Annotated in this window: 24 protein-coding genes and 3 pseudogenes; 11 read left to right on the forward strand and 16 right to left on the reverse strand. The window is 69.4% G+C overall.

What is annotated here, in order from left to right; genetic code table 11:
* Positions 1-37: 37 nt before the first annotated feature.
* Positions 38-691: pseudogene (locus JYK17_RS34115) on the reverse strand (alpha/beta hydrolase family protein); the annotation flags it as partial.
* 175 nt (positions 692-866) lie between these two features.
* Here JYK17_RS34115 and JYK17_RS34120 point away from each other — a divergent pair.
* Positions 867-1,700 (forward strand): PIG-L family deacetylase, encoded by an 834-nt coding sequence (locus JYK17_RS34120; RefSeq protein WP_108012560.1) that lies wholly within the window; start codon positions 867-869, stop codon positions 1,698-1,700.
* A gap of 128 nt (positions 1,701-1,828) precedes the next feature.
* Here JYK17_RS34120 and JYK17_RS34125 read toward each other — a convergent pair whose 3' ends face one another.
* The 3 genes from JYK17_RS34125 to JYK17_RS34135 all read right to left on the reverse strand — a co-directional run bounded on the left by JYK17_RS34125 (position 1,829) and on the right by JYK17_RS34135 (position 3,952).
* On the reverse strand, positions 1,829-2,149 hold the full coding sequence (locus tag JYK17_RS34125; protein WP_222811913.1) for a hypothetical protein: 321 nt from the start codon (positions 2,147-2,149) through the stop codon (positions 1,829-1,831).
* 107 nt (positions 2,150-2,256) lie between these two features.
* Entirely contained in the window at positions 2,257-3,519 is a 1,263-nt protein-coding gene (locus JYK17_RS34130; protein ID WP_222811892.1) for an alpha/beta hydrolase, read from the reverse strand.
* A gap of 172 nt (positions 3,520-3,691) precedes the next feature.
* A complete protein-coding gene (locus tag JYK17_RS34135) occupies positions 3,692-3,952 on the reverse strand; it encodes a tautomerase family protein (RefSeq protein WP_108012557.1) in 261 nt (86 codons plus the stop codon).
* A 97-nt stretch (positions 3,953-4,049) separates the two neighbouring features.
* Here JYK17_RS34135 and JYK17_RS34140 point away from each other — a divergent pair, with 97 nt between their 5' ends.
* Positions 4,050-4,907, forward strand: coding sequence for a helix-turn-helix transcriptional regulator (locus tag JYK17_RS34140; protein ID WP_222811893.1), 858 nt, complete (start codon positions 4,050-4,052; stop codon positions 4,905-4,907).
* Between the two features lie 68 nt (positions 4,908-4,975).
* On the opposite strand, the gene JYK17_RS34145 is transcribed toward JYK17_RS34140, so the two are convergent.
* Positions 4,976-5,551: a HutD/Ves family protein gene (locus JYK17_RS34145; RefSeq protein WP_222811894.1), complete on the reverse strand. Its 576-nt coding sequence runs from the start codon at positions 5,549-5,551 to the stop codon at positions 4,976-4,978.
* Positions 5,552-5,708: 157 nt separating this feature from the next.
* Positions 5,709-6,278 (reverse strand): carboxymuconolactone decarboxylase family protein, encoded by a 570-nt coding sequence (locus JYK17_RS34150; RefSeq protein WP_234547271.1) that lies wholly within the window; start codon positions 6,276-6,278, stop codon positions 5,709-5,711.
* Between the two features lie 136 nt (positions 6,279-6,414).
* On the opposite strand from JYK17_RS34150, the gene JYK17_RS34155 reads away from it, so the two are divergent.
* Positions 6,415-6,711: a winged helix-turn-helix transcriptional regulator gene (locus tag JYK17_RS34155; protein ID WP_108012553.1), complete on the forward strand. Its 297-nt coding sequence runs from the start codon at positions 6,415-6,417 to the stop codon at positions 6,709-6,711.
* A 210-nt stretch (positions 6,712-6,921) separates the two neighbouring features.
* On the opposite strand, the gene JYK17_RS34160 is transcribed toward JYK17_RS34155, so the two are convergent.
* Positions 6,922-7,629 (reverse strand): TetR/AcrR family transcriptional regulator, encoded by a 708-nt coding sequence (locus JYK17_RS34160; protein ID WP_108012552.1) that lies wholly within the window; start codon positions 7,627-7,629, stop codon positions 6,922-6,924.
* Between the two features lie 85 nt (positions 7,630-7,714).
* Between JYK17_RS34160 and JYK17_RS34165 the strand changes: the two genes are divergently transcribed.
* The 5 genes and pseudogenes from JYK17_RS34165 to infA all read left to right on the forward strand — a co-directional run bounded on the left by JYK17_RS34165 (position 7,715) and on the right by infA (position 11,323).
* Positions 7,715-8,833 carry an FAD-dependent oxidoreductase gene (locus JYK17_RS34165; protein WP_372465357.1) on the forward strand — a complete coding sequence of 373 codons (1,119 nt, stop codon included), beginning with the start codon at positions 7,715-7,717 and terminating at the stop codon, positions 8,831-8,833.
* A 311-nt stretch (positions 8,834-9,144) separates the two neighbouring features.
* A pseudogene (locus JYK17_RS34170) lies at positions 9,145-9,728 on the forward strand (dihydrofolate reductase family protein).
* Positions 9,725-10,127 (forward strand): annotated as a pseudogene (locus JYK17_RS34175) (VOC family protein). Before JYK17_RS34170 ends, JYK17_RS34175 begins: the two co-directional pseudogenes overlap by 4 nt.
* 183 nt (positions 10,128-10,310) lie before the next feature.
* On the forward strand, positions 10,311-11,102 hold the full coding sequence (locus tag JYK17_RS34180; RefSeq protein ID WP_222811896.1) for a GNAT family N-acetyltransferase: 792 nt from the start codon (positions 10,311-10,313) through the stop codon (positions 11,100-11,102).
* Positions 11,099-11,323, forward strand: a complete 225-nt coding sequence (gene infA / locus JYK17_RS34185; RefSeq protein WP_108012548.1) for a translation initiation factor IF-1 — start codon at positions 11,099-11,101, stop codon at positions 11,321-11,323. The genes JYK17_RS34180 and infA overlap by 4 nt, the downstream gene beginning before the upstream one ends.
* Before the next feature lie 102 nt (positions 11,324-11,425).
* Here the strand turns inward: infA and JYK17_RS34190 are convergent, their stop codons facing one another.
* The gene (locus JYK17_RS34190) at positions 11,426-12,187 is read right to left on the reverse strand and encodes a PIG-L deacetylase family protein (RefSeq protein ID WP_222811897.1); all 762 of its coding nucleotides are present in this window, start codon (positions 12,185-12,187) and stop codon (positions 11,426-11,428) included.
* 98 nt (positions 12,188-12,285) lie between these two features.
* On the opposite strand from JYK17_RS34190, the gene JYK17_RS34195 reads away from it, so the two are divergent.
* On the forward strand, positions 12,286-13,182 hold the full coding sequence (locus tag JYK17_RS34195) for an aminoglycoside phosphotransferase family protein (protein ID WP_222811898.1): 897 nt from the start codon (positions 12,286-12,288) through the stop codon (positions 13,180-13,182).
* An 81-nt stretch (positions 13,183-13,263) separates the two neighbouring features.
* Here the strand turns inward: JYK17_RS34195 and JYK17_RS34200 are convergent, their stop codons facing one another.
* Together JYK17_RS34200 and JYK17_RS34205 are read right to left on the reverse strand one after the other, a co-directional pair.
* Positions 13,264-17,328, reverse strand: a complete 4,065-nt coding sequence (locus tag JYK17_RS34200; protein WP_372465358.1) for a beta-galactosidase — start codon at positions 17,326-17,328, stop codon at positions 13,264-13,266.
* 248 nt (positions 17,329-17,576) lie between these two features.
* The gene (locus JYK17_RS34205; RefSeq protein ID WP_222811900.1) at positions 17,577-18,473 is read right to left on the reverse strand and encodes a LysR family transcriptional regulator; all 897 of its coding nucleotides are present in this window, start codon (positions 18,471-18,473) and stop codon (positions 17,577-17,579) included.
* A 90-nt stretch (positions 18,474-18,563) separates the two neighbouring features.
* Here JYK17_RS34205 and JYK17_RS34210 point away from each other — a divergent pair, with 90 nt between their 5' ends.
* On the forward strand, positions 18,564-19,931 hold the full coding sequence (locus tag JYK17_RS34210; protein WP_128804256.1) for an aspartate aminotransferase family protein: 1,368 nt from the start codon (positions 18,564-18,566) through the stop codon (positions 19,929-19,931).
* Between the two features lie 333 nt (positions 19,932-20,264).
* Positions 20,265-21,038, forward strand: coding sequence for a hypothetical protein (locus JYK17_RS34215; protein ID WP_108012542.1), 774 nt, complete (start codon positions 20,265-20,267; stop codon positions 21,036-21,038).
* Between the two features lie 95 nt (positions 21,039-21,133).
* Here JYK17_RS34215 and JYK17_RS34220 read toward each other — a convergent pair whose 3' ends face one another.
* From JYK17_RS34220 to JYK17_RS34245, 6 genes are all read right to left on the reverse strand, one after another.
* The gene (locus JYK17_RS34220; RefSeq protein ID WP_222811901.1) at positions 21,134-21,730 is read right to left on the reverse strand and encodes a hypothetical protein; all 597 of its coding nucleotides are present in this window, start codon (positions 21,728-21,730) and stop codon (positions 21,134-21,136) included.
* The gene (locus tag JYK17_RS34225) at positions 21,727-23,037 is read right to left on the reverse strand and encodes a hypothetical protein (RefSeq protein ID WP_222811902.1); all 1,311 of its coding nucleotides are present in this window, start codon (positions 23,035-23,037) and stop codon (positions 21,727-21,729) included. The genes JYK17_RS34220 and JYK17_RS34225 overlap by 4 nt, the downstream gene beginning before the upstream one ends.
* Positions 23,034-23,828 (reverse strand): ABC transporter ATP-binding protein, encoded by a 795-nt coding sequence (locus JYK17_RS34230; protein ID WP_222811903.1) that lies wholly within the window; start codon positions 23,826-23,828, stop codon positions 23,034-23,036. The genes JYK17_RS34225 and JYK17_RS34230 overlap by 4 nt, the downstream gene beginning before the upstream one ends.
* 47 nt (positions 23,829-23,875) lie before the next feature.
* A complete protein-coding gene (locus JYK17_RS34235) occupies positions 23,876-24,676 on the reverse strand; it encodes a zf-HC2 domain-containing protein (protein ID WP_108012538.1) in 801 nt (266 codons plus the stop codon).
* Entirely contained in the window at positions 24,673-25,212 is a 540-nt protein-coding gene (locus JYK17_RS34240; RefSeq protein WP_222811904.1) for an RNA polymerase sigma factor, read from the reverse strand. The genes JYK17_RS34235 and JYK17_RS34240 overlap by 4 nt, the downstream gene beginning before the upstream one ends.
* Positions 25,213-25,290: 78 nt before the next feature.
* A complete protein-coding gene (locus JYK17_RS34245; RefSeq protein WP_222811905.1) occupies positions 25,291-26,394 on the reverse strand; it encodes a Gfo/Idh/MocA family protein in 1,104 nt (367 codons plus the stop codon).
* Between the last annotated feature and the right edge of the window lie 22 nt (positions 26,395-26,416).

The following is a 26,416-nucleotide window of genomic DNA, read 5'->3' on the forward strand; positions in this document are numbered from 1 at the left end:
AACTTCGTACTCGGTGGTGCACTCACACGAGTACCTGGACAAGGGCGGGTGTCGTCATCGTGGAGAAGTCCGTGGTGAGGAAGAAGGAGTAGTTCTGGGCCGCGGCCTCGGTGAGGGCATCTCCGCCCCTGCCGGGCGAGGCGAGCAGCACGCCTGCCTTGATCCGGGGCTCGGCCAGGTCGACCTGTGCTCCGTCCTGTGGATCGGTGAGCCGGGCACCCAGCAGCAGACTCGCCGTGTGGCCTCCCATCGAGTGCCCTGCCACGGCGACCCTGGTGGGGTCCAGGCGTCCGAGGAGCTGGGGCACGGCAACCTCGATGTCGTCGAGGTGATCCAGGATGAACTTCATGTCCATGGCCCGTGACCGCCAGTAGAGCGGCGCCTCCGGAGCATCGGGATCCAGGACCCGACTCAGCGTCTTGGAGCTCAGGTGGGTGGGCTGGATCACGACAAACCCGTGCGCCGCCCAGAAGTTGGCGAGCGGAGCGTAACCGTTGAGCGAGGAGAGGTGGTTCGAGTGACCGTGGCCGTGCGAGAGAAGGATGATCGGCAGATCGTCGCCGGTCACGGGCGCGGACACCCTCATCTGTAGGTCCACGGCGCGGCCAGGAGACGGAAGCACCACTGGACTGACGGAGAAGACAGGAGTTGCTGAGCCGGCGGGAGCCGACGAGTAGGTCGGGGCACTCATGTGCGTTCACCTTTCCCTAGCGGAACAACGTTCCGCTTACGATACGGAGCAATGTTCCGTATCGTCAACCCAGACAGCTCCTCGCGTGGAGGTGCCAAACGGCCGCGCCGGGAACAGGTGATCCGGCCGACAGTGTTGGATCAACCGAAGGCATGTATCACAGGAGGAATGTTTTATGGCTGACCGACCCTTGACCCTCATGGCTGTTCACGCCCACCCCGACGACGAGGCCACCGGAACCGGAGGAATCCTCGCGCGGTACGCGGCGGAGGGGATTCGGACTGTTCTTGTGACGTGTACCGACGGCGCTTGCGGTGATGGACCGGGGGGCGTCAAGCCGGGTGACCCGGGGCACGATCCGGCCGCCGTCGCCTCGATGCGCAGTCAGGAACTCCAAGCGAGCTGTGAGGCGCTGAAGATCAGCGATCTGGAGATGCTGGACTACGCCGACTCGGGAATGATGGGCTGGCCGAGCAACGACGCCCCCGGATCCTTCTGGCAGACCCCTGTCGAGGAAGGCGCCGCCCGGCTCGCCGAGCTCATGCGCCACTACCGGCCCGATGTGGTCGTCACTTACGACGAGAACGGCTTCTACGGACACCCCGACCACATCCAGGCCCACCGCATCACGATGGCCGCGCTGGAGATGATCGAGCTGACGCCGAAGGTGTACTGGACGACGGTGCCCCGCTCGGGAATGCAGCAATTCGGCGAGATCATGCGCGAGTTCCAGGAGGACATGCCCGAGCCGGATCCTGCCGAGACCGCCGCATTGGCCGAGATCGGCCTTCCCGACGACGAGATCACCACCTGGGTGGACACCACGGCGTTCAGCGGCCAGAAGTTCGACGCGCTGGCCGCGCACGCCAGCCAGAGCGAGAACATCTTCTTCCTCAGGATGGGCAAGGAGAGGTTCGCCGAGTTGATGGGCGTGGAGACCTTCGTACGGGTCCGGGACACCACCGGCGCCGCCCTACCCGAGAACGATCTCTTTGCCGGACTGCGCTGATCCAGTCGGCTGAGCCAGTCGGCTGATCCAGTCGTTCCCCGGCCAGGTCGGCAGGCCCTCGCCCGGCAGTATCGGCGAGGGCCCATCGCCCAGCGGCAGGGAACGGACGGAGTGGATTCCTCTCGGTTCTACTGAATGCCTTCGCCGTCGAGGAGGCGGAGCAGCACTTCAGCCTCCGCACGGAGTCTGGCGGCTCGGTCGGCGTGCGCGGGCGCGGTCAACTGCGCTGCGGCTTCCAGTCGTTCGGCGGCCTCGGCTCGCACGATGTCCGCGACGACGGCCTCGGTCAGCTCACGCCGTACTGCCTCGGTGGCGCCGACTCCGACCGGTGACTGTTCGAGGGCCAGGCCGCGCGCTGCGTCGGCGTCCACAGGCACGGCCTCCGCGTTGTCCAACGCGGCAAGTGTCGCGCGCAGGGCGCTCACTGCCGCCTTGTCGCGGGCGCGCATCGCTTCCGGAAGGGCTTGACGCATTCGGACACGTAGAGGCATTCCGGGACTCTACGGGCCATGATCCTCACGCCGCAACGGAGTATCTCGGCAACGCCAGTTCTCCGTCACCTGTGCTCGGTGGCGCCGGACGAGGGTTCCGCGCCGGATGCGCGTACCGCGATGTGGTCCGACTTGGGGTGGTGTCGGGGCACGACGTCCTGCGGGAAGGTCAGCTGCTGGTTCATCCATTTCAGGGTGGCCGGCATTTCCCGTGTCCAGGTCGGGAAGTTGTGGCTGCCCTTGTCCGGCAGGATCGACACCACGCGCATGGGGGCTCTGACGGCCTTGATGAAGGCCAGTGTCTGGGGGTAGCCCCGCTCGCCGTGCTTGCTCTCGGCGACCAGTACGGAGACCTGGGGTGCGGGCAGGTGCTTGAGGCGCCACATCAGGTCGTGTCCGTTGACCCGGTTGACACGGCCCAGCCCGCTGCCGAAGAGATTCCCGGTCGTGGGGTCGTCCTTGACCTTGTAGTCGGGTGAGAGGGCGCCGGCCGTCGTGTAGACGCCGGGGTTGCGCATCGTCAGCTGCAGGGCGCAACTGCCGCCGGAGGAATAGCCCATGACGCCCCAGGAGCTGGCGTAGTGGCCCACCCTGTACGTGGCCTTCAGGGCGTCGGGGAGGTCCTTCGCCAGGAAGGTCTCGGCCTGCGGTCCGCCCGGGACGTTCACGCACTCGGTGTCGCGCGGCGGCGCGATCGTCGGACGGATCATCACCATGATGGTCGGCTGCATCTGGCCGCTCTTCTGCAGCTGTCCGGCGGTCTGTGGCACGCGAAGGTACTGCGCGAGATTGAAGACGCTGCCGGGGTAGCCGCTGAGCGCGACGATCACGGGGAAGCGCTGCCGGTGGTACGCCGGCTGGAAGTACTGCGGCGGCAGATAGACGAGGGCCGGGTCGACAACGCCCGTCCGGCGTCCGATGACCTTCACCGACTCGACCCGCCCGTTGACCGCCGCAGGCCCGGTGGGCAGTCCGCTGACGCGGCGCAACTGCTGATCTCCGGCGGGCTGTATCAACGCACCCTTGGCGGCGACGCCGGTCACCGGCCCGTCGCTGCCGTGCCCGGCCGCCTGTGTGATGCCGACCGGCGCGGTGTCCACATGGCCGAATAGCTCGCCCCACGATCCGAAGAACTGGTACGACGAGTTCAACCAGCATCCGCACGCAGCGATGATCATCAGCTGAGTCACCCCAACGGCCGCCAGCCGTCCGAGCACTGGCCACAGCCCCTGCCTGGCGAGCCGTGGCCAGAACCAGACCAGCAAGGCCACACAAACGACGGAGATGGCCGCCATCACGTACACGGTCGTCTCGCTGGTCAAGCCCATTGCACTCAGTCCCCGGTTTCCTTGCCCGTGGTCTTCCCGACACCCAGAAGGAGGGATGCAGGACCCTCCACGTTCCCCAACAAACGCAAAAGGGACAAAGACCTGGGCCCTTCGGTGTTTCCTCCGAAGGGCCGGATTGGTGGCCGGTGATAGGTGACCCGTGACCGGTGGGTCAGGCGTCGCCCGGATCGGACGGTGTCGCCTCTTCCGATGTCGCCTCTTCCGGTGTCGCCCCTTCGAGCATGGCGAGGGTCAGCACGTTGCCGCCGATGCCCCAGCCGCCGTCGGCGACCTCTTCGATCAGGACCATGGTGTTGTTGCGGGCGCGCTCGCCGTAGATCTCGACGTAGAGCTCCGTGGTGCGGGTGACGATCTCCTCCTTCTGCTTCGCAGTGAGGGTCTTCTCGGGGACTTTGAAGTTCGCGAAAGGCATGGTTCTACGGTGCGGCGGTCGCAGCCTGCGCACCAGGGGATGCCATCCCCTGTGTCAGGGGCCCGTCGGCGGGCCGGCGTCGCGCAGACTGGGATGTATGGGCTCCCTCAAATACACCGAGCTCGGCGCCTTCCTGCGTTCGCGCCGCGAGCGCATCCGCCCCGAGGATGTCGGCCTGGTCGCAGGCCCGCGCCGCCGCGTACCGGGACTGCGCCGCGACGAGGTTGCGCAGCTCGCGGGTGCGTCGACCGACTACTACAACGAGATCGAGCGGGGCGCGGGATCGCAGCCTTCCGAGCAGATGCTCGCCGCCCTGGCACGCGCGCTGCGCCTGACGTCGGACGAGCGCGACTACCTCTACCGCCTGGCCGACCGCCCCCTACCAGCCCCCGGTGGGCCGCAGTCGCATGTGCACCCCGGGATGATGGACCTGCTCACGCGGCTGTGCTCGACGCCGGCGCAGGTCATCACCGACCTGCACGTCACGCTCGTGCAGAATCCGCTCGCCGTCGCCCTGCTCGGCGACCAGTCGGTGTTCCGCGGCAAGAACGCTAGCTACGTCCACCGCTGGTTCACGGACGCCGAAGCGCGCCGCCTCTATCCCGAAGCGGATCACGACACGCAGTCCCGCAGGTTCGTCGCCGACCTGCGGGCCGCCGTGGCCCGTCGCGACGCAAAGGATCTCCAGGCTCGCACCCTGATCGACGACCTCAACACCCACTCCCCCGAGTTCGCCGCCCTGTGGGCCGAGCACGAGGTCGCCGTCCGCAGGGACGACCGCAAGCGCATCAACCACCCCGCACTCGGCATCCTGGAAGTCAACTGCCTCAGCCTGCTCAGCGAGGACGGCCGCCAACGCCTGCTCTGGTTCACCCCGGCCCTCGGCACGGACAGCGCCGGCAAACTGGATCTGCTCGCCGTGATAGGAACCGAGCTCTCGGAGACCCCGCCCTGACCGGCGCTACGGTGGTGCTGCAACGTCGGCTTCGAGTGTTCAGGGCCGGGATACGGGTCGCGCTACGGCTATCGAACTTCGGCACTGCCTACGAGCGTGACGAGCGCGGCAACGCCGGTCACGTCGAGGGTCTCGTCGCGGGCATCGGTGATCAGTGCCCCGTCGAAGCGGTCGAGGACCGGACCGGACGCCTCGAAAACCGCGGAACCCTCCAGTACGACGACGAGGACCGTCGTGTCAGCGGCAGCGGAGAGCGCCACCCGGTCGCGTACGATCTCGACCTTCGCGGTGGCTCGACCGCGCCGGACCATGACGTTGAAGTCGACGAGCGGACCGCCGAGCAGCCGGCAGTCGGTGGTGGCATCTCCGGGGAAGGCGAAGGGGACGTACCGCTCGGCCACGGTGTGGGAAGTGCCGTCGACGGTGAGCACCATGCCGGGGCCGTCGACCAGGGTGATGACGCGGTCGACATCTTCGAAGCGGGAGAACGGGCCTGCCTCGGCCACGTCGGCGAGGCTGACCCGCCACGCAAAGTCCGAGATCCCTGCCTGGCTCGGAGCCGACGCGACCTCGCGGGTCAGTCCGCCTCCGTTCTTCCACGGCACTGCCGGGCGCTCGTCCGCTCTCAGCACGCGCACCGTCATCCCGCACTCCCTCTCGTCCCAGGTCCGCGCAGTGATCACCCGGACCGGCACAAGGATAGGCAGGACCGACAGGCAGGACGTTGCGGGCCTCGCCAACACGACTGGGCTGCCCGCGCCGCGGACTTCCGGCCCACCGGAGGCTGGGAGTCGCGGCTCGTCAAGCGCCGGGGAGGAAGTCGGTGAAGCGTGGCGCGTCGGGCTCGTGCGGTACGCGCGCGGCTCGTGCGGCGAAGCTGACGGCGTGGTACCAGCCGCAGAGCAGGAGCAGGTCGAGCAGTTGGAGTTCGTCGAAGAGCGAGGCGAGGCGTGCCCACAGTGCGTCGTCGATGTCGGAGTGCTTGTGCAGGGCGTCGACGGCGAGGACGAGCAGCCGTTCCCGTTCGGACGTCCAGCACTCGTCGGCGGGGCCGCCGTGCGCCAGCGACGCCGTCTGCTCGTGGCTGAGGCCGACCCTGTCCGCGTACGTCATCACGTGTACGCCCCACTCGTACTCACAGTCGCACAGCGCACACGTCCGATCGATGACGATTTCGCGCTCACGCATCGTCAGGCTCAGTCGCCTGCCCAACTCGTAGCGGCCCCATTCATGCATGGCGCCGGTCATCGGCAGGTTTCTGGCGAACATGCGGAACAGTCCGATGGGTTCGGCTCCCGCCGGCATCATGCGCGCGAGCTGCGCGCCTGCCTGGTCGGTGTATGGCGGCTCCAGCAGGGCTATCCGGGACATTGGCACTCCCCTCGTTTCGGAAACAGAAACACCACGGTCCGGATGCTAATGTTTCGGATAACGAAACACAAGGAGGGTCATGCCGACACCGCGTCCAGGAGTTCCGGTCCGTGGTTCGACGACCGGCCGTCCGATCATGGCCGCGATGGACCTCTTCGGCCGCCGCTGGGCACTGCGCATCCTCTGGGAGCTGCGCGCCGGCCCCCTCGGCGCCCGCGCACTGCTGGCGCGGTGCGAGGGCCTTTCCTCCAGCGTCCTCTACCAGCGCCTCCGCGAACTCACGTCAAGCGGGCTCATCACCCCCTCGCCGGACGGCTACGAGCTCACCCGCCTGGGAACCACCCTCGGCCAGGCCCTCCGACCGCTCGACGAGTGGGCGGTCACCTGGGCGCGGGAACAGCAGCAGGACGGCGAGGACCCCGGGGAGGCGTGAGGCCATGCCCCGGCCAGGGGGTTCGAACTCGCGCTACGAGATCGATCCCGGCGGGCCGGACCGCGCACCGGCCGGCGGAAGGCGTCGGGATCGTGCTGTTCGTGGCGGGGCGGGTCGACGCGGTGGCGCTGGGCCAGGCCAACGAGGATCGAGGAGTCGTTGACGGGCAGGACGTCCCCGAGTGCGGCCCCCTGACGCTCGTCGTACGGATCACCGGACCTTCTCGCCGATTCCGGCCAGGATGAGGTCGATGCCGGCCAGGAACTGCTCGCGGTCGTCGTGTCCGGGCAGCTGTGCCGCCACCTGGCGCATGAACGGGTACTGCGCCGGGTCGAGCTGCGCCCACCGGGCGGCGGCGGTCGCGAGGAACGCCGTTCGATCGGTGCCGGGGGCCAGGAGGCGGGCGGCCGCGGCGTGGTGTCCGGCGAGGCCGAGGACGTAGTTGACGAGCGCGGAGGCGCAGTTGAACTGCGCAGGTTCGGGGACGCCGAGCGCCTGGAGTTGGCCGCCGACGGCTTCGAAGATCCGTAGTACCGCGAACTGCCATGGCTCGCGGGAGAGTTGGGTGCCCACCCAGGGGTGCGCGTCGATCGCGTCGTACACCCCGAGGGCGATGCTTCTGATCGCCTCCCGCGACTCCGTGCCGCCCGCCACGTCGGTCACGACGCGGGCGATGACGTCGCTTGCGGCCGCCGCGAGCAGTTCGTCCTTGTTGGCGACGTGCCAGTAGATCGCTCCGCTGCCGGTCGCCAGCCGGGCCGCGAGGGCGCGGAAGGTCAGCGCGCTCTCGCCTTCGGTGTCGAGGATCTCGATCGCGGTCTCGATGATCCGCTCCTTGGAGAGCGCATCCGTACGCCGCTGCGTCCGCTGCACCCGCTTCGCCTTGGTCACCGCTCCATTTTGACACGGCTGGAACATTGTTCCAAACTCTGGATGGAACGTTGTTCCAGGCGCGGTCGGCCATGAACGGTCACGGCCGGGCACATCCGGAAGGAGCATGACGATGACCCCAGTCACGATCATCGGCGCCGGACTCGGCGGCCTCACCCTCGCCCGGGTCCTGCACGTCCACGGCATACCCGCGACGATCTACGAGGCCGAGCCCTCGGCGCATGCGCGCACGCAGGGCGGCCAGCTCGACATCCACGAACACAACGGGCAGCTCGCCCTCGAAGTGGCCGGGCTCACCGACGAGTTCCGCGCGATCATCCACGAGGGGGGCCAGGCCACACGCGTCCTCGACCCTGACGGGAAGGCGTTGCTCGACGCCCCCGACGACGGCATGGGCGGGCGACCCGAGGTCCTCCGGGGCGATCTGCGCCGGATCCTGTGCGATTCCCTGCCCGCGGGGACGATCCAGTGGGGGAAGAAGCTCGCCGGGGTCTCGGCGCTCGGCGGCGGACGCCACGCCCTGACCTTCACGGACGGATCGACCGTCACCGCCGGGCTCCTCGTCGGGGCCGACGGTGCCTGGTCGAAGGTGCGCCCGCTGCTGTCGGACGCCGAGCCCGAGTACGTGGGCATCACGTTCATCGAGACCTACCTGCACGACGTCGACCGGCGGCACTCCGCGGCCGCCGAGGCCGTCGGCTCCGGTTCCATGACCGCGCCCACCCCGGGCAAGGGGATCGTCGCGCATCGCGAGGCCGGAGACGTCCTGCACACGTACGTCCAGCTGAAGCGCCCCGCCGAATGGGTCGGCGCGATCGACTTCAGTGACGCGGCCCGCGCGGCGGCCCAGGTCGCGGCGGAGTTCGACGGATGGGCTCCCGAGCTCACCGCGCTGATCACCGACGGTGAGACCGATCCGGTCCCGCGCATGATCTACGCGCTCCCGGACGGGCATCGCTGGGACCGCGTGCCCGGGGTGACGCTCGTCGGCGACGCCGCGCACCTGATGGCGCCGAACGGCGAGGGGGCGAACCTCGCCATGCTCGACGGCGCCGAGCTGGGGGAAGCGATCGCCGCTCAGCCCGACGACATCGAGGCGGCGCTCACCGCCTACGAGCAGAAGCTGTTCCCGCGCAGCGAGTCGGAGGCCGCGGACACCCACGTGCTCCTGGACCTCTGCCTCGGCGACCGGGCGCCGTACGGTCTCATCGACTTCCTTTCCCCCCGCTGATGTGTTCGGCGAGGTGCCGAATCGGTCAATGCCCTTGGGACGACTGGTCGTTGCCGTTGACGCATGATGAGACCCGGAAGCCAATTCCATGAAGCTGTCCCGTCGCGCCACCACCGCCAAGGCGGCCGCCACGGCGACCTACAACGGCGCCTGCGGCACCGGCTACACCGTCGGCGACTCCGGCCACTGCAGCTGACCCACACCCAAGGGGGGCGGGTCTACCACCCGCCCCCCTTGCACCGATGAGTTTGCCGACCGTCTGAAGTCTTCCTCGTGACTCGAGGTGTCGACGAGGAGAGATGGAGGCCGGTATGTCCAACCCGATTCGGCTGTACATGTCAATGTCGCTCGACGGCTACATCGCCGGGCCGGAGGATCGCCCGGGCCAGGAGCTCGGACGCGGTGGTGGACGTCTGTTCAACTGCTCGACGACCGGGAGTCCGACGGCCCCAGCGGACAGGTCTATCGCGAGGCGCTGGCAACCGGCGCGGTGATCTCGGGCCGCCGGACCTTCGAACTCGCCGGCCGTTGGCAGGGCGATCACCACGGTGGTGTGCCGATTTTCGTGCTCACCCACCAGGTGGACGACGGGGACGTCCCGCCCGGCCATGCACGCTTCGTCACGGACGTGGAGGACTGCGCCCGGCAGGCTCGCGCGGACGCCGGGGACCGGCCGATCATGGTGCATGGCGCGGGCGCGGCCCAGGCGCTCCTTCGTACCGGTCAGCTGGAGGAGATGGAGATCCACCTGGTTCCGGTCCTCCTCGGGGCCGGCCGTCCGCTCTTCGCCCACCTCGGTGGTGAGCACACCGAGCTGGAACTCGTCCGACGGCTGGAGGACCGAGACGTCACGCACCTCCGCTACCGTGTCCGCCGCCCCGAGGAAACCGCATGAAGACGCTCTTCGTCTCCTACCGTGTCACCGACCTGGACCGCTCGCTCGATTTCTACTTCGCCCTGGGCTATGCCGAGTTGGGCAGGATCAACGCCGACCACGGCGTTCACCTGGCGATCCTCCACTTCCCCGGCGAACCGGCGGCCTCGCTCGAACTGGTTCACCGTCCGGCCGACGGACGTGTCGACGTGGGCAGCGGTTTCGACCACCTTGCGATCCAGGTGGACTCGCTCGCCGCGACGATGGAGCGGCTGGCCGATGCCGGTCTGCGACCGGGACCTGTCCAGTACCCGGGCGGCCTGGACCTCGTGGCTCGCCGACCCGGACGGCTACCGGATCGAGTTGGTGGAGTGGCCGTCCGGCCATGCCGACGGCATCACGGCGGCTGACTTCTCCTAAAAGCATTTGAGGCCGGCAGTGCCCCGTCGCTACGATCACGGCGGACCGTCAAGTCGTCGTAGGAGGTGAGACCCGTGAACACAGTTACCCATGGGTGCTCCCTCACCCCGCCACGGTCCTGCGGCTGACAGTCGGTGTCGCCAGGAGCGCCTGAGATCGAGGCACTCCTGGGAGGAGACTCCGATGAACACAACGCCTTTCACATCCGGCCTGAGCGAGAACGCGGTGGTGATCACCCGTGTCGCGAGGGGCCAATGGCATGCCCTGGATGACGACCTCGTGGTCGGTCGCGGGCACGCCCACCACCGGCCCGACGGACGCCTGTTCGTCAGCATCGACGCCTGGCACGACGCCGCTTTCGACCGGCTCGCCGAGGCGATGCGGGCGGAGCTGCCGGCGCCGCTGTACACGGTGGTCGACGAAGCCGACACCGAGCTCACGGACGGTTGGCTGCGTGCGGGTTTCGCGATCCGGCGCCGCGAATGGGAGTACGCCGTACCGACCGACCCGCGGGTCACGGGGCTCGACGAGGTCCTGCCGCCGGCGGGGGTGACGATCGTTCCGGCAGGTCAGGCGGACGAGACTCTGCTGCGTGCGGTGGATCGCGCTGTCCGTGACGAAGTCGAGGCGGCTGTCGGATGGCAGTCGATGCCCGCCGAGGTGATCCCCTTCCCTGAAGGAGACACCATCGTCGACCCGTCGAAGTACGCGGTGGCCGCGACGCCGGACCGCTACCTGGGTCTGATCCGCGTGGTCACGGTGAAGCGGCCGCGTATCGGGCTGATCGCGGTCCGGGCCGGTGAACAACGCAGGGGCATCGCGCGGGCGCTCCTGGCCCACGCGCTCGGGACACTGCACCGGTCCGGTTTCGCCTCGGCCTGGGCCGAGGTCCAGGAGTCCAATGGACCGGCCTCGGCGCTGTTCGCGGGCGTCGGCGCTCAACCGGTGGGCAGCAACCTGGAGTTGGTGCGATGAGCAGGGCCAAGAACGTCATCGAGGTCGAGGGCAGGGTCGTCGAATGCCTGCGAAGCGCCATGTTCACCGTGGAGCTCGAGAACGGCCATCAGGTGCTCGCGCACATCAGCGGCAAGATCCGTAAGAACTACATCAGGATCATGCTGGAGGACCGGGTACTGGTCGAACTCCCGCCGTACGACCTGTCGCGCGGCCGGATCGTGTTCCGGTACCGCAACTAGCGCCGGTCGGGGCCTTCCCCGTGGGCGAGCGTGAGGGGTGGCGAGCGCGGCCGGTCGTGTGCATCAGGACCGGCCGCGTCCGCCGCCATGCAGAACCGAGCGTCAGTCCTGCGTCTCCTCGCTGGGGAACTCCGGCGGTGCCTGCAGGTCGTGGGCGCGGAACAGGACGGCGTGCTCGACGCCCATGGCCTTGCCGCTCATCGCGGTGAACTGCGGGATGAAGTCCTTGGGGGCGGGGTGGTCCGGGAGTGCGGCCAGATAGGCGGCGTGCGATTCGAGCGAGGCGACGCCGCGGCGCAGCGGCTCGCCCGTGACGTCGACGCCGTGGGTCGCGCCGGAGCCGACGATGGCGGGCGTCATGTACCAGCGCGCGGAGTGCGGTTCGAGGCCCTCGTCGTCGATCTGCTCCGGGAAGACCCAGCGGTTGCCCGCGTCGCGCACCGCGTCGAGCGTTGCGAGCCCCGCCGCACGGTGGTCGGCCTGGTCGAAGCCCCAGGGCGCCTCGACCGCGAAGCCGCTGCCGAATACGACGTCCGGCTTGAACCGGCGGATCTCGCGGCAGATGTCACGGCGCAGGTCGAGGCCGTAGACAAGCACGCCGTCCGGATGTTCGAGGATGGTCAGATGTTTGACACCTACGACGGCGCAGGCGGCCTGCTGCTCGGCGGCGCGCAGGCGTGCCGTCTCCTCGGGAGGGTTCGGCATGCCGGCCTCGCCGCGGGTGAGCAGGAGGTATCCGACGTCGACGCCGCGCGCGGTCCAGCGGGCGACGGCCGCGGATGTGCCGTACTCCATGTCGTCGGGGTGTGCGACGACGCAGAGCACTCGCTGGAAGGACTCTTCGGGGAGGGCGGGCAATGTCATGTCGCCCATCCTTCCGCGTTTGGAGCTCACCGTCCTGTTTTTGCGGGTTCCTTCGGGTCTCGTACCGTCCAGTCCAAGCAGCCAGGAGCGCGCAAGAAATGATCATGCATGACGACCAGGTGGACGTGACCGCCGAGACCGTTGCGATCTTGATCCAGGAGCAGTTCCCTCAGTGGAGCGGCAAGGCGGTCCGACTCCTGCCGTCGACCGGGACGGTCAACGCGATCTTCCGTATCGGGAACGATCTCTCGGCGCGTTTCCCGCTGCGTCTGGCCGATGCCGCCGAAACGCTGGCCGTTCTGGAGCAGGAAGCGCGGGCGAGCGCGGAGCTGGCGCAGGTGTCCCGGTTCCCCGTGCCGGAACCCGTCGCCCTGGGAAAGCCCGGGGCGGGTTACCCCATGCCGTGGTCAGTCCAGACCTGGCTGCCGGGGACGGTCGCCTCGGATGCCGACCTGAGTGGCTCCAACGCTTTTGCCGAGGACCTTGCGGACTTCATCGCGGCCCTGCGAGGGGCCGAGACACGGGGGCGGCACTTCGACGGCGAGGGTCGTGGCGGCGTTCTCGCGCACCACGACGACTGGATGGCCACGTGCTTCGAGGAGAGTGACGGGCTGCTCGACGTGCCCCGGCTGCGCCGACTGTGGAGCCGCTTTCGGGAGTTGCCTCGTACGGGTGCGGACGTGATGAGCCATCGGGACCTGATCCCCGGCAACGTCCTGGTCGCGGGCGGCCGGCTCAGCGGCGTACTCGACACCGGCGGCTTCGGCCCGTCCGACCCCGCGCTGGATCTGGTCAGCGCCTGGCACCTCTTGCAGCCAGGTCCGCGGCAAGTGCTCCGGCGGGTACTGCAATGCGACGACCTGGAGTGGGAACGGGGCAAGGCATGGGCGTTCCAGCAGGCGATGGGTCTCGTCTGGTACTACGCCGAGAGCAATCCCGCGATGAGCGCGATGGGGCGCCTGACGCTCGACCGCATCATCGAGTCGACGGAGTGAAGTCGCGGACGGACCGCCTCCTCGTGTGCGGCGGCGGTCCGTCCGTACTCGTTGCCCTCGGGCAAGAGGGGCCGGCCGGCGCTACCCGCAGGTCAGCGTCGGTGTCGCCCAGTCGCCGTGGTCGTTGCCGTTGCCGTCGCCCGCGTCGCCGACCTTGAGGTCGACCACTTGGGCGCCGCTGATGTCGACGTCGACGGGCACGGCGGCCTGTTTGCCACGGATGGTCGGCGTGGTCACCAGGGTCTTGCCGTCGGCGATCACGGAGAACGTCACCGTTCCCGCGCCGCCTGTCTCGTCGTCGACTCCTACGTCCGCCGTGAAGCGTGAGCAGTTGCCCGCGAGGTAGAGCACCACGTCGCTGACCGAGTTGGCGCCCAGGCCCTTGGCGTAGCCGGCACCGGCGATGGTGATCTTGTGGCCGTCTCCGGCGGCCTGTTCGCCGACGCTGGTGTCGCGTTCGACCGGCCCCCACCCGTTGCTGGACGACAGGAACGGCAGGTCGCTCACGGCGCTCTTCCCGGCCGGCGGAGCCGGCGGGATCCCTCCGACGATGCGTTCGTCACCGGCGGTGGACTGCCTACCGTTCTGCCGGTAGTGCACCGTGGCGGTCAGTGCCGAGGCGGACGGCAGAGTGCCTTCAGGCGGTTCGACCTTCCACGTGAAGGTGGCCGACCGGCCGGGTTGCAGATGTTCGACGGATGTCGGGCTCGGGGCGCTCACCTTCCAGCCGTCCGGAGCGGAGAGCGAGGCCGTCAGCCGGGAGGCGGGCTGCCTGTCCTTCGGGACCCGGACCGTGGTCCGGGCGGTGAAGGCCTGTCCCGACTGGGCGGTGTCCGGGACGTCCAGGGCGACATCCGTCCCCGGACGCTTCGGCATCGCGTACTTGTGGGCGTCGTAGCGAGGACTGTCGTTCTGCGCGACGCGCAGGGACGAGGCGTAGCTGCCGTAGTTGGTGAGTGACACCTTGCCGAGCCCGCCGGTGCTGCCGTCCAGGTTCCACACGGCGATGGCGATGCTGTTGTGGCCGTTCGGGTTCAGGATTCCGTTGGGTACGGGGAACGTGTGCTGCGGGCCGAGGTAGTTGACGTAGTTGCCGACCTGCCAGCCGTTGACGAAGATCGTGGCGCGGTACTTGCGGGACGGGTCGTCGGTGAACGTCAGTCCGAGTGACGTGTCCTGCCCGTGCGGCAGGTTCAGTTGGGCGTCGGTGCGGTACCAGGACACGCCGGGACGGGAATCGGTCGTCGGCAGGGACACCTGCTTCCAATTGGAGTCCGGGTAGCCCGGCAGGGACCAGCCCGCCCGCTCGCCGTACAGACCGCCCGTCGAGAGCGGGCCGCGCACCGTGTCCTGGAGGTCCTCGCCGCCCCGTACGCCCTGCAGCCGCCAGGTGACGGAGGTCAACGGCGCGCCGACGAGGGAGGCGCTGGTCAGGCCGCGCGCGGTCTTGTTGCCGTTGTTCGAGTTGTAGTCCTCCTCGTGTCCCATGTTGACCGTGAGCACCGAAATGACGTTGTCGCCCTGGGAGTTGACCGAGCCGGCCGGGAACTTGAAGTCGGCGCTGCCGGTGGTGGAGCTGCCGAGGAAGGTGCCGTTGAGCCAGGCGGAGAATGCCTGCGCGCCTCCGCCGGAGTCCGAGACCAGGTGGATGCCGGTCTCCTTGCCGGTGGCGTGGAAGCGGCCGCGGTACCAGGTGTTGCCGGTGTGGAAGCCGTAGTCGTCGGCGTGGAGCACCGGTTGTGAGGTGATGCCGGAGACGCTGTTGGTCGTCGTCCTGTCGGCCACCTGCCAGCTGGTGTCGTCGAAACCGGGGTCGGCTTCGGGTGATTCGTCGGCGTGCTTCCAGTTGGTGAGGGCCGGCAGGTGCACCGGGGCGGCCACCGGGATCTTCCCTACGAGGCTTCCCGTGGCGGAGGCGCGGGAGCTCAGCGTCCTGGCGTTCCAGGTGACGTGGGCGGCGGAGGTGAACACCTCGATGTTCTTGTCGTCGGCGTTGTCTCCGGTGAGGGCCATGGTGCGGCCGCCGTCCCGGCTGGTCGCCGTCCGCAGCAGGTGGCTGCCGTGGACGAGCACCGGGCCGTTCGCGGTGTCCTGACGCCAGAAGGTCTTCGCCGTGTCCTTGTCGCCGACCAGGAGCAGCAGCGGGCGGTGTCCGCCGCCGCTGATGCTGATACGGGTGAGTCCCTTGTGGGTGTAGTTCAGCCGCAGGTCGCCGGTGGCCGGGTCCCAAGTGGTCGCGGCCGTACCCTCGTTGACGGTCACGGTGGGCTTGGAGGCATAGCGCAGGACGGTCTCGCCGTCGCTGCCCTGGTCGCCGTAGAGCACGGCGACGTCCCGGTTGCCGATGGTCGCGTTGGTCATGAGTTCCGAGGTGGAGTACCGCAACTGGGAGTCCCCGAGGCGGTAGTTCGCCAGGATGATGCGGGAGTCGCGTCCGTCGAGGGTGATGGCGGTGCCCGGCTGCTGGGGCACGACCGGGTAGGTCGGTTGCGCGGCATCGGCCGTGGGCACGTCGATGGCGTCGATGGCCACGAAGTTGTCCGTGGACGCCGAGCTGTGGGTCCCGTCGACGACGATCTTCAGTGTGTGCGATCCGGGCTTCAGACCGGTCTTCTGGAAGATCACCGCCTGGTTCTCGCTGCCGGAGTCGTCGACCGTCGCGACCTTGTCGCCGTCGAGGTAGACGTCGGCGTTGCCGTGGTTGTCGGTCTTCGATCCGATCCAGCGGATCGCGGTGCCGTCGAAGGGAACGGTGACCGAGTCACCGGCCTTGTTGGAGAACGACTCGGTGTGCTTGTAGTCGCCGCCGGTGTAGCTCTGGTCGGCCACGTGCGACCACGAACCGCTGTACTGCAGCGCGGAGTCGGGGTCGTCCCAGGTGTAGGTGGTGTCCGCGACCGGCTGGGCGTTGAAGTCGAGGGAGACGTGCGTCCTGTCGACCGCGTTGGACGTGGAGTTGCCGTGCCGCAGCACGTGGAACTGCGTCTTGGTGTCGGGGTTCATCCGGGCGGTGTCGACCACCGCGGAGTTGTCCGGTGGCGTGGCCCTGATCGCCTCGGTCTTGGTCAGCGGGGCGACCGACTGGGTGAAGTACCCGATGAGCTTGTCCTCGTCGTACTTCGGATCGAGCTGGCGGTTCTCGCGGATCGCCGCCCCGTAGTCGTACGACGTGTAGTTCTCCGGCATGCCCAGCCAGCCCCAGTTGGTGCCGCCGTAGGTCATGTAGAAGCTCTGCGCGGTGGCGCCGACGGCTATGTTCTGCTTGTAGAAGACGTCGGCGAACTTGTCGTTGATCAGCTGGGCGCACTTGTCGTAGCCCGGTCCGCCCCAGGGGTCGAAGGCGCCGCCCTGGAACTCCGGTGAGTACAGCGGCTTTCCGGCCGGGTGGTCGTAGCTGATGTCGGGGACGCCGTTCCACTTCTCGGGGGTCGAGCAGTTGAAGCCCTGCGGGTAGGAGTCGGGTCCGTCGACGTCCAGGGCGCCCGTGCCGGAGTTGAAGGTGCCGTTGTTGTTGCCGGTCAGCGGGACCGTGATGCCGTCGGCGCGGGCCTTGTCCTCCAGGTGCTTCATGTACGAGCGGCCGGCGTCCGAGCCGTTGTAGTACTCGTTCTCGACCTGATAGGCGATCACCGACCCGGTGCCGTTGGTCAGTTGATGGCGTGCGATGATCCGGTCGATTTGGGTCATCCACTCGTCCGCGTACTTGAGGAACCGCGGGTCGTCGCTGCGGTTGTTCTCGGCCTTGGTGGTCAGCCAGCCGGGCAGGCCGCCGCTGTCGACCTCCGCGTTGATGTACGGCGCCGGGCGCGCGATCACGTAGAGCCCGGCCTCCTCCGCCATGTCGAGGAGCTTGTCCACGTCCCGTACGCCGCTGAAGTCGTAGACGCCCGGTTTCGGCGAGTGGTAGCCCCAATCGAAGTACAGCGAGGTGGAGTTGAATCCCGCGGCCTTCATCTTCTGGAAGATGTCGCGCCACAGGTCCGGGCTCGGGAGCCGGAAGTAGTGGAACTCGCCGGACCACAAGTAGGTGCGCTTGCCGTCGACGAGGAACGAGTAGCCGTCGAGAGTCACCGTGTGCGCCCGCGCACCGGCGGCGGGCGCGTCGACGGACGTCCGCCCGCCCCGCGCCACGGCGGGCGCTGTCATGCCGGCGGCCAGGGCGATGGTCGCGGCGGTCGCGAGGACCGCCCTCCGCCACCGCCGGCGTCCGGGTCTCGCACTGTCAGGATCGATCCGATTACCCCGCACTGCGGCCTCCATACCGCCTGAGCAATCAGAGTCAAACAGACTCAGGCAAAGCCGAACATTAAAGGGGCACATGGCGCGACACAATGCTGCGGGAGGAGACAGCTGTGGCGGCTTTGCCTGTTGCGCGCATCAAGGCATCCGGCGGATCACGCGTCCCCCGCCGTGGACGGCCGCAGCGCGTCGAGCACGAGGTGGACCGCAGCGCGGGGCGGCGCGCCCCTGCGGATCGCCGCCGTGATCGTACGGGTCACCGGGTCGGCCAACTCCCGTGTGGCGACGCGGTAGCGGCCCGCGTCGACGGCCAGCCCCGGCAGCAGCGCGACCGCGTGCCCGGCCTCGACCAGCTCCAGGGTCAGCATGTAGTTGCTGAACCGGCCCACCACACGGGGCTCGAAGCGCGCCTGCCGGCACAGCCGTAGGGCCAGATTGGCCATGTACGACTGGGGGATGTCGAAGGCCCACGGCTCGTCGGCGAACGCGGCGAGGTTGACCGGTCCCCGCCCGGCGGCCGGGTGCTCGGGCGGCAGCACCAGCAGGATCGGATCCGTCGCCAGCGGCAGGAGGTCGAGGTCGGGGCCGAGGGGCAGCTCCCCGAAGTCCGTCGTCGTGATCACCAGGTCGGCGTCGCCGACCCGCAGCGCCGGAACGCTCGCGTGTGGCTCCAACTCCAGGAGCTGGACGTCGAGATGGGGGTACTCACGGGTCAGGCGGGTCATCGCCGGTACGGCCATGGTGTGCACCGCGCTCTGGAACGCCCCGAGCCGCACCAGACCCGACGGCTCCTCACCGAAGCCACGCAGCTCCGCCTCCACGGTGTCCATGTGGTCGAGGATCGCCCGCGCACGCCGGGCCAGGATCAGCCCGGCCGAGGTCAGCCGCACCCGGCGACCCGTGCGTTCGATCAGCTGCGTGCCGGTCTCGGTCTCCAGCACGGCGAGCTGCTGGGACACGCTCGACGGGCTCAGGTGGGCGGCCTCGGCCACCGCCCTGACCGTGCCCAGCGTGTCCAGCTGGGACAGCAGCCGCAGCCTCCAGGGGTTCATCACCCCCTCATTGTTGTGCGGTTTTTCCGAACAGTACAGCCGGAATTGTGTGATGGACGCGGCCCTCGCCACCGCCCTACCGTCGACGTCATGGCTGCTGCGACCCCTACGTCCACCGTCCGACCCGCCCCCGAGTCCACGCCCGCGTCCACGCCCGACTCCGCGTTCTGGGCCGACGCCGATCGGCACCTCGTCCGCTACTACGGCGGAGGCTTCACCCGCGAGGTCGTCGAGCGCGCCGCCGGAAGTTTCGTGTTCACCGCACAGGGCCGGAAGATCCTCGACTTCACCTCCGGCCAGATGAGCGCGATCCTCGGCCACTCGCACCCCGCGATCGTGGAGACCGTCCAGCGCCAGGTCGCCACCCTCGACCACCTCTACAGCGGCATGCTCAGCCGCCCGGTCGTGGAGCTGGCCCGGCGCCTCGCCGGGACCCTGCCCGCGCCGCTGGAGAAGGTCCTGCTGCTGACCACGGGCGCCGAGTCGAACGAGGCCGCCATCCGGATGGCCAAGCTGGTCACGGGCAAGCACGAGATCGTCTCGTTCGCCAGGTCCTGGCACGGCATGACGCAGGCCGCCGCCTCCGCCACGTACAGCGCGGGGCGCAAGGGCTACGGCCCGTCCGCGCCCGGCAACTTCGCGATCCCCGTCCCCAACGCCTACCGCCCGGACTTCACCACCCCCGAGGGAGACCTCGACTGGCGCCGGCAGCTGGACTTCGCCTTCGACCTCATCGACGCGCAGTCCACGGGCAGTCTCGCGGCATGCCTGGTGGAGCCGATCCTCAGCTCCGGCGGCATCATCGAACCGCCGCCCGGCTACTTCGCGGCCCTCCAGCACAAGTGCCGCGAGCGCGGCATGTTGCTGATCCTCGACGAGGCCCAGACAGGGTTGTGCCGCACCGGCACCTGGTACGCCTTCGAACGCGACGGTGTCGTCCCCGACATCCTCACGCTCTCCAAGACCCTCGGTGCGGGCCTGCCGCTGGCTGCCGTCGTCACCAGTGCCGAGATCGAGCAGGAGGCGTACGACCGCGGCTTCCTCTTCTTCACCACGCATGTCTCGGACCCGCTGGTGGCCGCGGTGGGCAACACCGTTCTCGACGTACTGGCCGATGACGGCCTCGACGTGCGCGCCCGCGAACTCGGGGCCTTCCTGCGCACCGGCCTGGACGACATGGCCGCCCGTCACGAGGTCATCGGCGACATCCGCGGCCGCGGCCTGCTCGTCGGCCTCGAACTCGTCGTCGACCGCGAGACCAAGCAGAGCTCGGACGAACTCGGCGCCCGGGTCACCCGCCGCTGCCTCGAACTCGGCCTGCACATGAACATCGTCCAACTCCCCGGGATGGGCGGGGTCTTCCGCATCGCTCCCCCACTGACGGCGACCGAGGACGAACTGGCCCTCGGGCTCTCGATCCTGGACACCGCGATCGGCGAGGTGAGCGCCGCGCTGTGACGCAAGCGGGACGGCACATTCGTACTGAATATGCAGCTCGGTCGCCCCGACGCTAAGGCGTGCATCGAGGCGTGGCGGGTGTAAGAGCAGGGTAAGATCCGCGACGCTCAGCCGGACAAAAACTACGGGGGAATTGCTGTGAACGCGTACGGGGGAAATGGCTACGGGGGCCCGCAATTCGGCCCGAACGGGCAGCCGACAGGACCGGGACCGACGGGCCCGCCGCCCGGCCCGTACGTTCCTCAGCCCGGCGGCCCCTACCCGCCGCAGCCGCCACCGCCGGGCTGGGGCCCCTACCCGCCCAACCCCTACGGCGGGCTGCGACCGCCCAACATGCCCCCCGCCCCGGAGCCGACGCGGAGCCAGAAGATCCTGCGCTGCGTCCGCAATCCGTTCTACGCCGCCCAGAGAGTCTTCCGACCCTCGCGCCCGGACCGCGTCGAGGACCCCACCGTCGGCCGACTGCAGCGGTGGCGGACCGTGTTGGGCGTCGTCGCCTGGTTGTGGCTCACCATCACCTACGGCCTGGTCAGCGACGCCACCGACGTCGACGCCGCACTCTCGGACCGGTTCGACCAGAGCTGGGTCAGCGTCCTGGTGCTCATGTGCACCTTCCCGGTAGTTCTCGGCGGGTTCGTGGCCGCCGCCCAAGGTCACCTCAGACGCCTGTACCTGCGCCGCGCCCTGCGTTCCCTCGCCGCGATCGGGGCCCTGCTGGCCTCCATGGCCACCTTCCCGCTGGCCATGGCACCGGACCCGGTCACCAAGGGATTCCGCGACTTCATCGGACTGCCCGGAAAGATCGTCCTCGGCGTGTTGTGCGCGTGGTCGCTCGGCTTCGCCCTCTACGGCATCGGCCTGGCCCTCATCCACGTCCTGCGGACCGCCGACATCCACGAACTGGTCCCGCCCGTCCTCGCGATCGCCCTGTCCTGGGAGTTGGCGCTGATGGATGTGATCACCGGCGCCTACTCCGGGGTCCCGGTGCTCGCCAGAGTGGTCTTCATGATGGGCGCCCCCATCACCGTGACCGCCGTGTCCTGCTGGGAGATGCACCGACTGCGCCACCACTACGGCCTGCACCTGCGTCAGGCGCTGCGTACTTGAGATCGCGGCGGGCTTACCCGCCGGACGACCCAACAGCCCGACCGCCCGACCGCCCGTCGGCGAGCACCCGAGCTCCACGCCGCCCGTGGGCAGCCTCAAACGTTCTCCGACGACGTCCGGCGGCGTGGGCCTCCGCTGACGTAGGCGACCGTTCCCGTGATGGCGAGTACCGCTGCGACCACGGTCGCGGGTCGGCTGTCGGCGGCCTGTGTCTGCCAGGTCAGCGCCTCCCCCGCCGTGCCCGCACCCGGGAACGTCGCCGCGCCGAGCGTCCAGCCGAGGGGCACGAACCACGACCGGGCGGTGCCGACCGTGGCTGCTCCCAGGGCGGTCAGGCCGAGCAGGCCGCCCGCGTCACGGACGGCGCATCCGACCGGCCCGAACCGGGTGGCGGTGAGCAGCGTGGTGAGCAGGAGGGCGAGTACGCCTCCCAGGGCCGTGGCCAGGTGGGAGATCCGCAGCCACCCCCACGGCCGCGCAGCCGTACGGTCCAGGGCGTCGTCGGGGCCTTCGAGCGTGGCTGTGGCAACGGCCACCAGGAGAAGGGCCGTCAGGACGAGTACGGTGCTGCTCACCTCGCCCTTGCCGCCGAACCCCGTGGCGCAGAGCCACGCGACGGTCGTGGCAGCGGCGGCCGCGCCGAGGGCCGCCGGGACCTGACGTGAGCGGACGTAGAGTGTCAGGCCGTTCATCGGGCGCCTCGCGTCAGGAGGTTGGTGGTGTCCTGGCATTTCTGGGCGGCCTGTTGGACGGCGGTCACGCGGGCCTCGGCCTCGGCTCGTGGCAGTGCCCGAAGTTTCTTCCAGAGCTTGACGGCGTCCGGGTCGTCGAATTCGAGGCCATCGGAACCGGCGGTCGGTTCGCGGTCGAGCAACCAGTAGGCCGCGGCGGTGGCCACCGTGAAGTCCCGGTTGTCCCCGCAGCTCGGAGGACCGGTGAACACCCCGGTGAGCAGGGTCGGTTCGAATCGGCCCGGGTGGGCGAGGTGACCGCGCTTGTCGACCGTGATCGTCATGAGTGCGGTGTCCGCTCGCGTCCTCGGTGACGTGGGCGGAAAGAGCGTGGAGGTGTCCTCGTGTGCCTGGACGAGCGCTGTTCTCGACAGGAGTTTCAGTGCGTGCCGGGCTTTGGGGGTCACCTCGGACAGCAGACCTTCGTGCGCTCGGCTGACGCAGACGCGCGGAGTGTCGTGGGTGCACACGAGTTCCTGGGCGACCGGGTCGAGCGTCGACCGGTCGTAGGCGTGTCCGGTCGGCACGACCAGGGTCGTGGCCGTGGCCCCGATGGCCAGCGGCGCCAGCGCGGTGAGCGCGAACGTGCGGTTGTGGACGGCCAGGAGCACGACGGCGGCCACCGCGACCGCGGCCATCCAGAGCGCCTGGGCAATGCTGACTCGGGCGCCGACGGTGTCGTAGTCGCTGAACATGCTCATCCCCAGGGCCGGGGAGAACGCCGCCGCGACTCCGTCGTCCGCGAGGGCGTGTGGCGCGAGGATCAGCAGGGCGAAGCCGAGCACGGCCAGTGCGGGGGCGGTCGCGAGCGCCGGCAGCAGGCGTCCGACGGCCAGCCCGAGCCAGACCGAGGCGATCATCGCGATCAGGCCGACGGCCACGACGACGAACGCCGCAGGCGGCAGGTAGCGCGCCGTGTCGGCGATCCGTGGCGTCGCCGCGAGGAGCGTGACCAGGTACGCGACGAGCACAGCCAGGGCGGTCGCGAGCAGGATCGGCACGATGCGCTGTGGTCGCGGGCGGGGCGCGGTGGCGAACAACTCGCCGGTGTTCGCCCGGTGTTCGCGATAGGACTGCCATGCACCGGCGGCCATCGCGAGGGGTGAGAGGACCGCCAGATACTCGCGTTGCCTCATGGCCAGCGCCATCCATCCGGCGGACCATCGTCCGGGGGTGGCGTGGAGGACGATCGCGCCGGCGACGGAGATCAGGAGTGCCGCGCCGAGGGCTGCCGAGCGCCGGAGTTCGATTCCGAGGATGCGGTTCATGCGTTGCTCCGGTGTCGGCGCAGGAGGGCGGAGTAGCCGCGCTCTGCCGGGCTGTCGCCCGCGTCGCTGTGCCCGCCGCGGGCGATCAGGTCGTCGGGGGTGCCCTGGAAGAGGAGCCGGCCTTCGTTCATGAGGAGGACGTCGGTGCAGGCGGCGACGACGTCCTCGACGAGGTGCGTGGAGACCAGCACACAGCTCTCGGAGGCCAGGTCCCGCAGCAAGTCACGGAATTCCAGGCGCTGTTCGGGGTCGAGTCCGACGGTGGGCTCGTCGAGGAGCAGCAGCCGGGGGTCGTTGACGACGGCCTGCGCGATGCCGGCCCGGCGCAACATGCCGCCGGACAGCGTCTTCATCCTGGCATCCGCCTTGCTGGTGAGTCCCACCCGGTCGATCGCGCGTTGCACGGCGTCGGGCACGGCGGCCTTGGGTATTTCCTTCAGCCAGGCCATGTAGGTGACGAACTCACGGACGGTGAACCGCGGGTAGAAGCCGAACTGCTGCGGCAGATAGCCCAGTTGGCGGCGCACCTCGCGCAGGTCGGCACGGCCGTCGACCTGCGCGCCGAGCAGTGTCAAGGTGCCGTCCGCGGGTTTGACGACGGTGGACAACGCGCGCATCAGCGTGGTCTTTCCGGCGCCGTTCGGGCCGAGTACACCGTGCACGCCCGCTGTCAGCGTGAGGTCGAGTCCGTCGACGGCCAGGTGCCGGCCTGCCCGGACACGCAGTTTCTCCGCGTGCACGAGCCAGGGATGAAGGGTGGGTGCCGTTTCGGCAGTGCGCACCGCTCGCATGGGTTTCTCCTGTGTGAGTGGGGGTGTGATGGGGATGTGATGGGGCGTCAGTTGCCGCTGGCCAGGCGGCGGAAGTGGGCGGCGGCCAGCGGGGTGATCGCGGCCAGGGCCACGGTGGTGACCGCCCAGACGGCGGTGCTGCCCGACTGCAGTACCGGGGAGAGGGATCGGGTCGCCACGCTCGGCAGCAGCACCGCGGCGGACCAGGCCACCGCGAGACCGATCGCCGCTCGGCGTACGCCGATGAAGGCGCCCAGCGCGAGGGCGGCCGCCGTGAACGCGAGGCAGGGCAGCAGGGTGAGGGCGAGCGAGGTTCCGGTGCTCACGCCCGCCACGAGCAGTGCCGGAAGCACGACGACGAGGACGGCGAGCGTCCGCCTGAGCACCATGGCCAGCCCTGCCGCGGGTGTGGTGGCGATCAACTCCCAGGCGGGGTCGATGCGTTGGCTCCAGGTCACCGCGACGCCGGGCAGCGGGGCCACCGGGGCCAGCAGCAGGACGAGCGAGGGCAGGCTCGGCTCGACGGCGTCGAGGAGCACGCCGCAGCCCAGCACCGCGACGGTCACCGCGAGCCAGGGCAGCAGCGTCCAGGCGAGCCAGCGTCGGTGCACGGCCGCTGCCGGTGCGGGTTGCCGGGCGGGCGGAGGGGCGCCGTCGATGGCCTGGCCGAGCGAGACGGCGACGCGGTCGAGCAGTTCCGTCGTGTCCGGGGTGGTGTGGGCGGCCAGTTGACCGCGGCAGTCGGCGCATGCGTCGAGATGGACCTCGATCGACCAGAGGGTGGCGTCGTCGAGTCCGTGCCCGCCGTCCGCGTAGCCGGCCAGGATCGTGGTGGTGGGATGAGTCATGACAGCGCCTCCCGCAGCGCGATCCGGGCCCGCCGCGCGCGGGTCTTCACCGTGCCTTCCGGCATGCCGAGCAGGACCGCCGTCTGACGTACGGACAGGTCGTCGAGCACCATGGCCTGCAGCACCTGTCGCAGCTCCGGTGGCAGCCGCAGCAGCGCCTGTTCGAAGTGCTGGTCGACGCGGTGCGCCATCACCTCGTCCTCGGCGGCGGGCGCGGTCGTCTCAAGGAGGGCGACGGTCGGCACCCGCTCCTGCCGGGCGCGCCTGCGGAACGCGTCGACGAGACGGTTCGCGGCGATCGACCAGAGCCAGCCGACCGCACTGCCGTCGGTCACGGAGCCCGCGTAACTGCCGGCCGCGCGCCAGACAGCCAGATAGGTCTCCTGCAACACGTCGGCGACCACGTCCTCGTCGGCGCAGCGGCGGCGGAGCCGCACCGCCAGCCAGGGCGACGTGCGCCGATACAACTCGTCGAACGCCGTCCGGTCACCACCGGCGACGCGGCGCACGAGTTCTGCCTCGTCGGGTTCAGCCATGCCTTTCACGATCAGCAAGACGAACCGACCGTCGATTCAGGTTCTCGGACGCCTCGGCGCTGCAGCCGCGGTGACCGATCAGCGATCCGCCCAGGCGTGCACCCGGGTGGTCACCGGAGCCCCGGTCCGCGCCGACTCCTCGCAGGCCAGTGCCAGCAGATGGTCCTGGCACCCCTCGGCCAGCGGATACGGTTCGGGGCCCGCGTCCCGTACCCATGCGCCCGTACGGCACAGCAGATCCACGACAGCCAGGTCGTCCTCGGACAGGCTCGCTCCGAGGTACTCGTTGCGCCACACCACCCGTCCGTCGAAGGAGATGTGGTGCACCTCGGCGCCTTCGAGATTGAGGTCGGTGCCGGTGCGGCGGCGCATCAGCGTGGATTCGACGGGGGTGCGCGGATCGGTCATCCGCACCACCGTGTCGTCCACCATCTCGCCGAGCGATGCGCGTACGACGATCCGGCGGGCGCGCAGCGGGTTCCACCACTGGTTGTCCGTGAAGTCGTACAGAGCCGTGCGGGCGTCACCGAAGTCCAGGAGGGCGAGGGTGGTGACGGCGTCCTTGGGCGTCAGGTCGTCCGACCATCCGCCGGGAGACAGCGGATCGGCGAGGGGGGCGGTGAAGGCCCGGGCCGTCACCGTCGCGGGCCCGTGGCCGACACCCAGCGCGTGCCGGATGAGTGACATCGCGTGGTACATGTGGGTCGACGACACCTGTACGGAGGTGACCTGCCCGATCACGCCTTCGCGCACGAGGGCGAGGCGAGCCGCGTGGCCGGGCATCAGGGTGTACTGCTCCGCCACTTGAACCAGTGCGCCTCCCCCGGCGCGCCTGGCGGCTCCCACGGCGTCCCACAGCTCCTCGAGCCCTTGGACGTCCGGCGCCGGCGGTGTCTCGGCGAGGACCGGCATCTCACGCTCGACGAGGTCCCGTACGACCTGCGGGGTCACGTCCCACGGTACCGAGGGGATCACGAACTCCGGTCGGGTGTCGCACAGTTCGCCGACCGTGCGGAACGCGGGCACTGACCACTTCGCCTGGATCTCGGCCGCGCGCTCGGCGGAGCGGGTCACCACACCGGCCACTGCGAGCCGTTCGGGCAGCGCCTTCGCCAGCCGGACGAAGAACTCGGCCCGCCAGCCACTGCCCACGATGCCGAACCGTACGGGTGCTTGGCTCACTGTCCCCTCCTAGCGATCAGCG

It is taken from the genome of Streptomyces plumbidurans, assembly GCF_019857225.1.
Lineage (GTDB): Bacteria > Actinomycetota > Actinomycetes > Streptomycetales > Streptomycetaceae > Streptomyces > Streptomyces plumbidurans.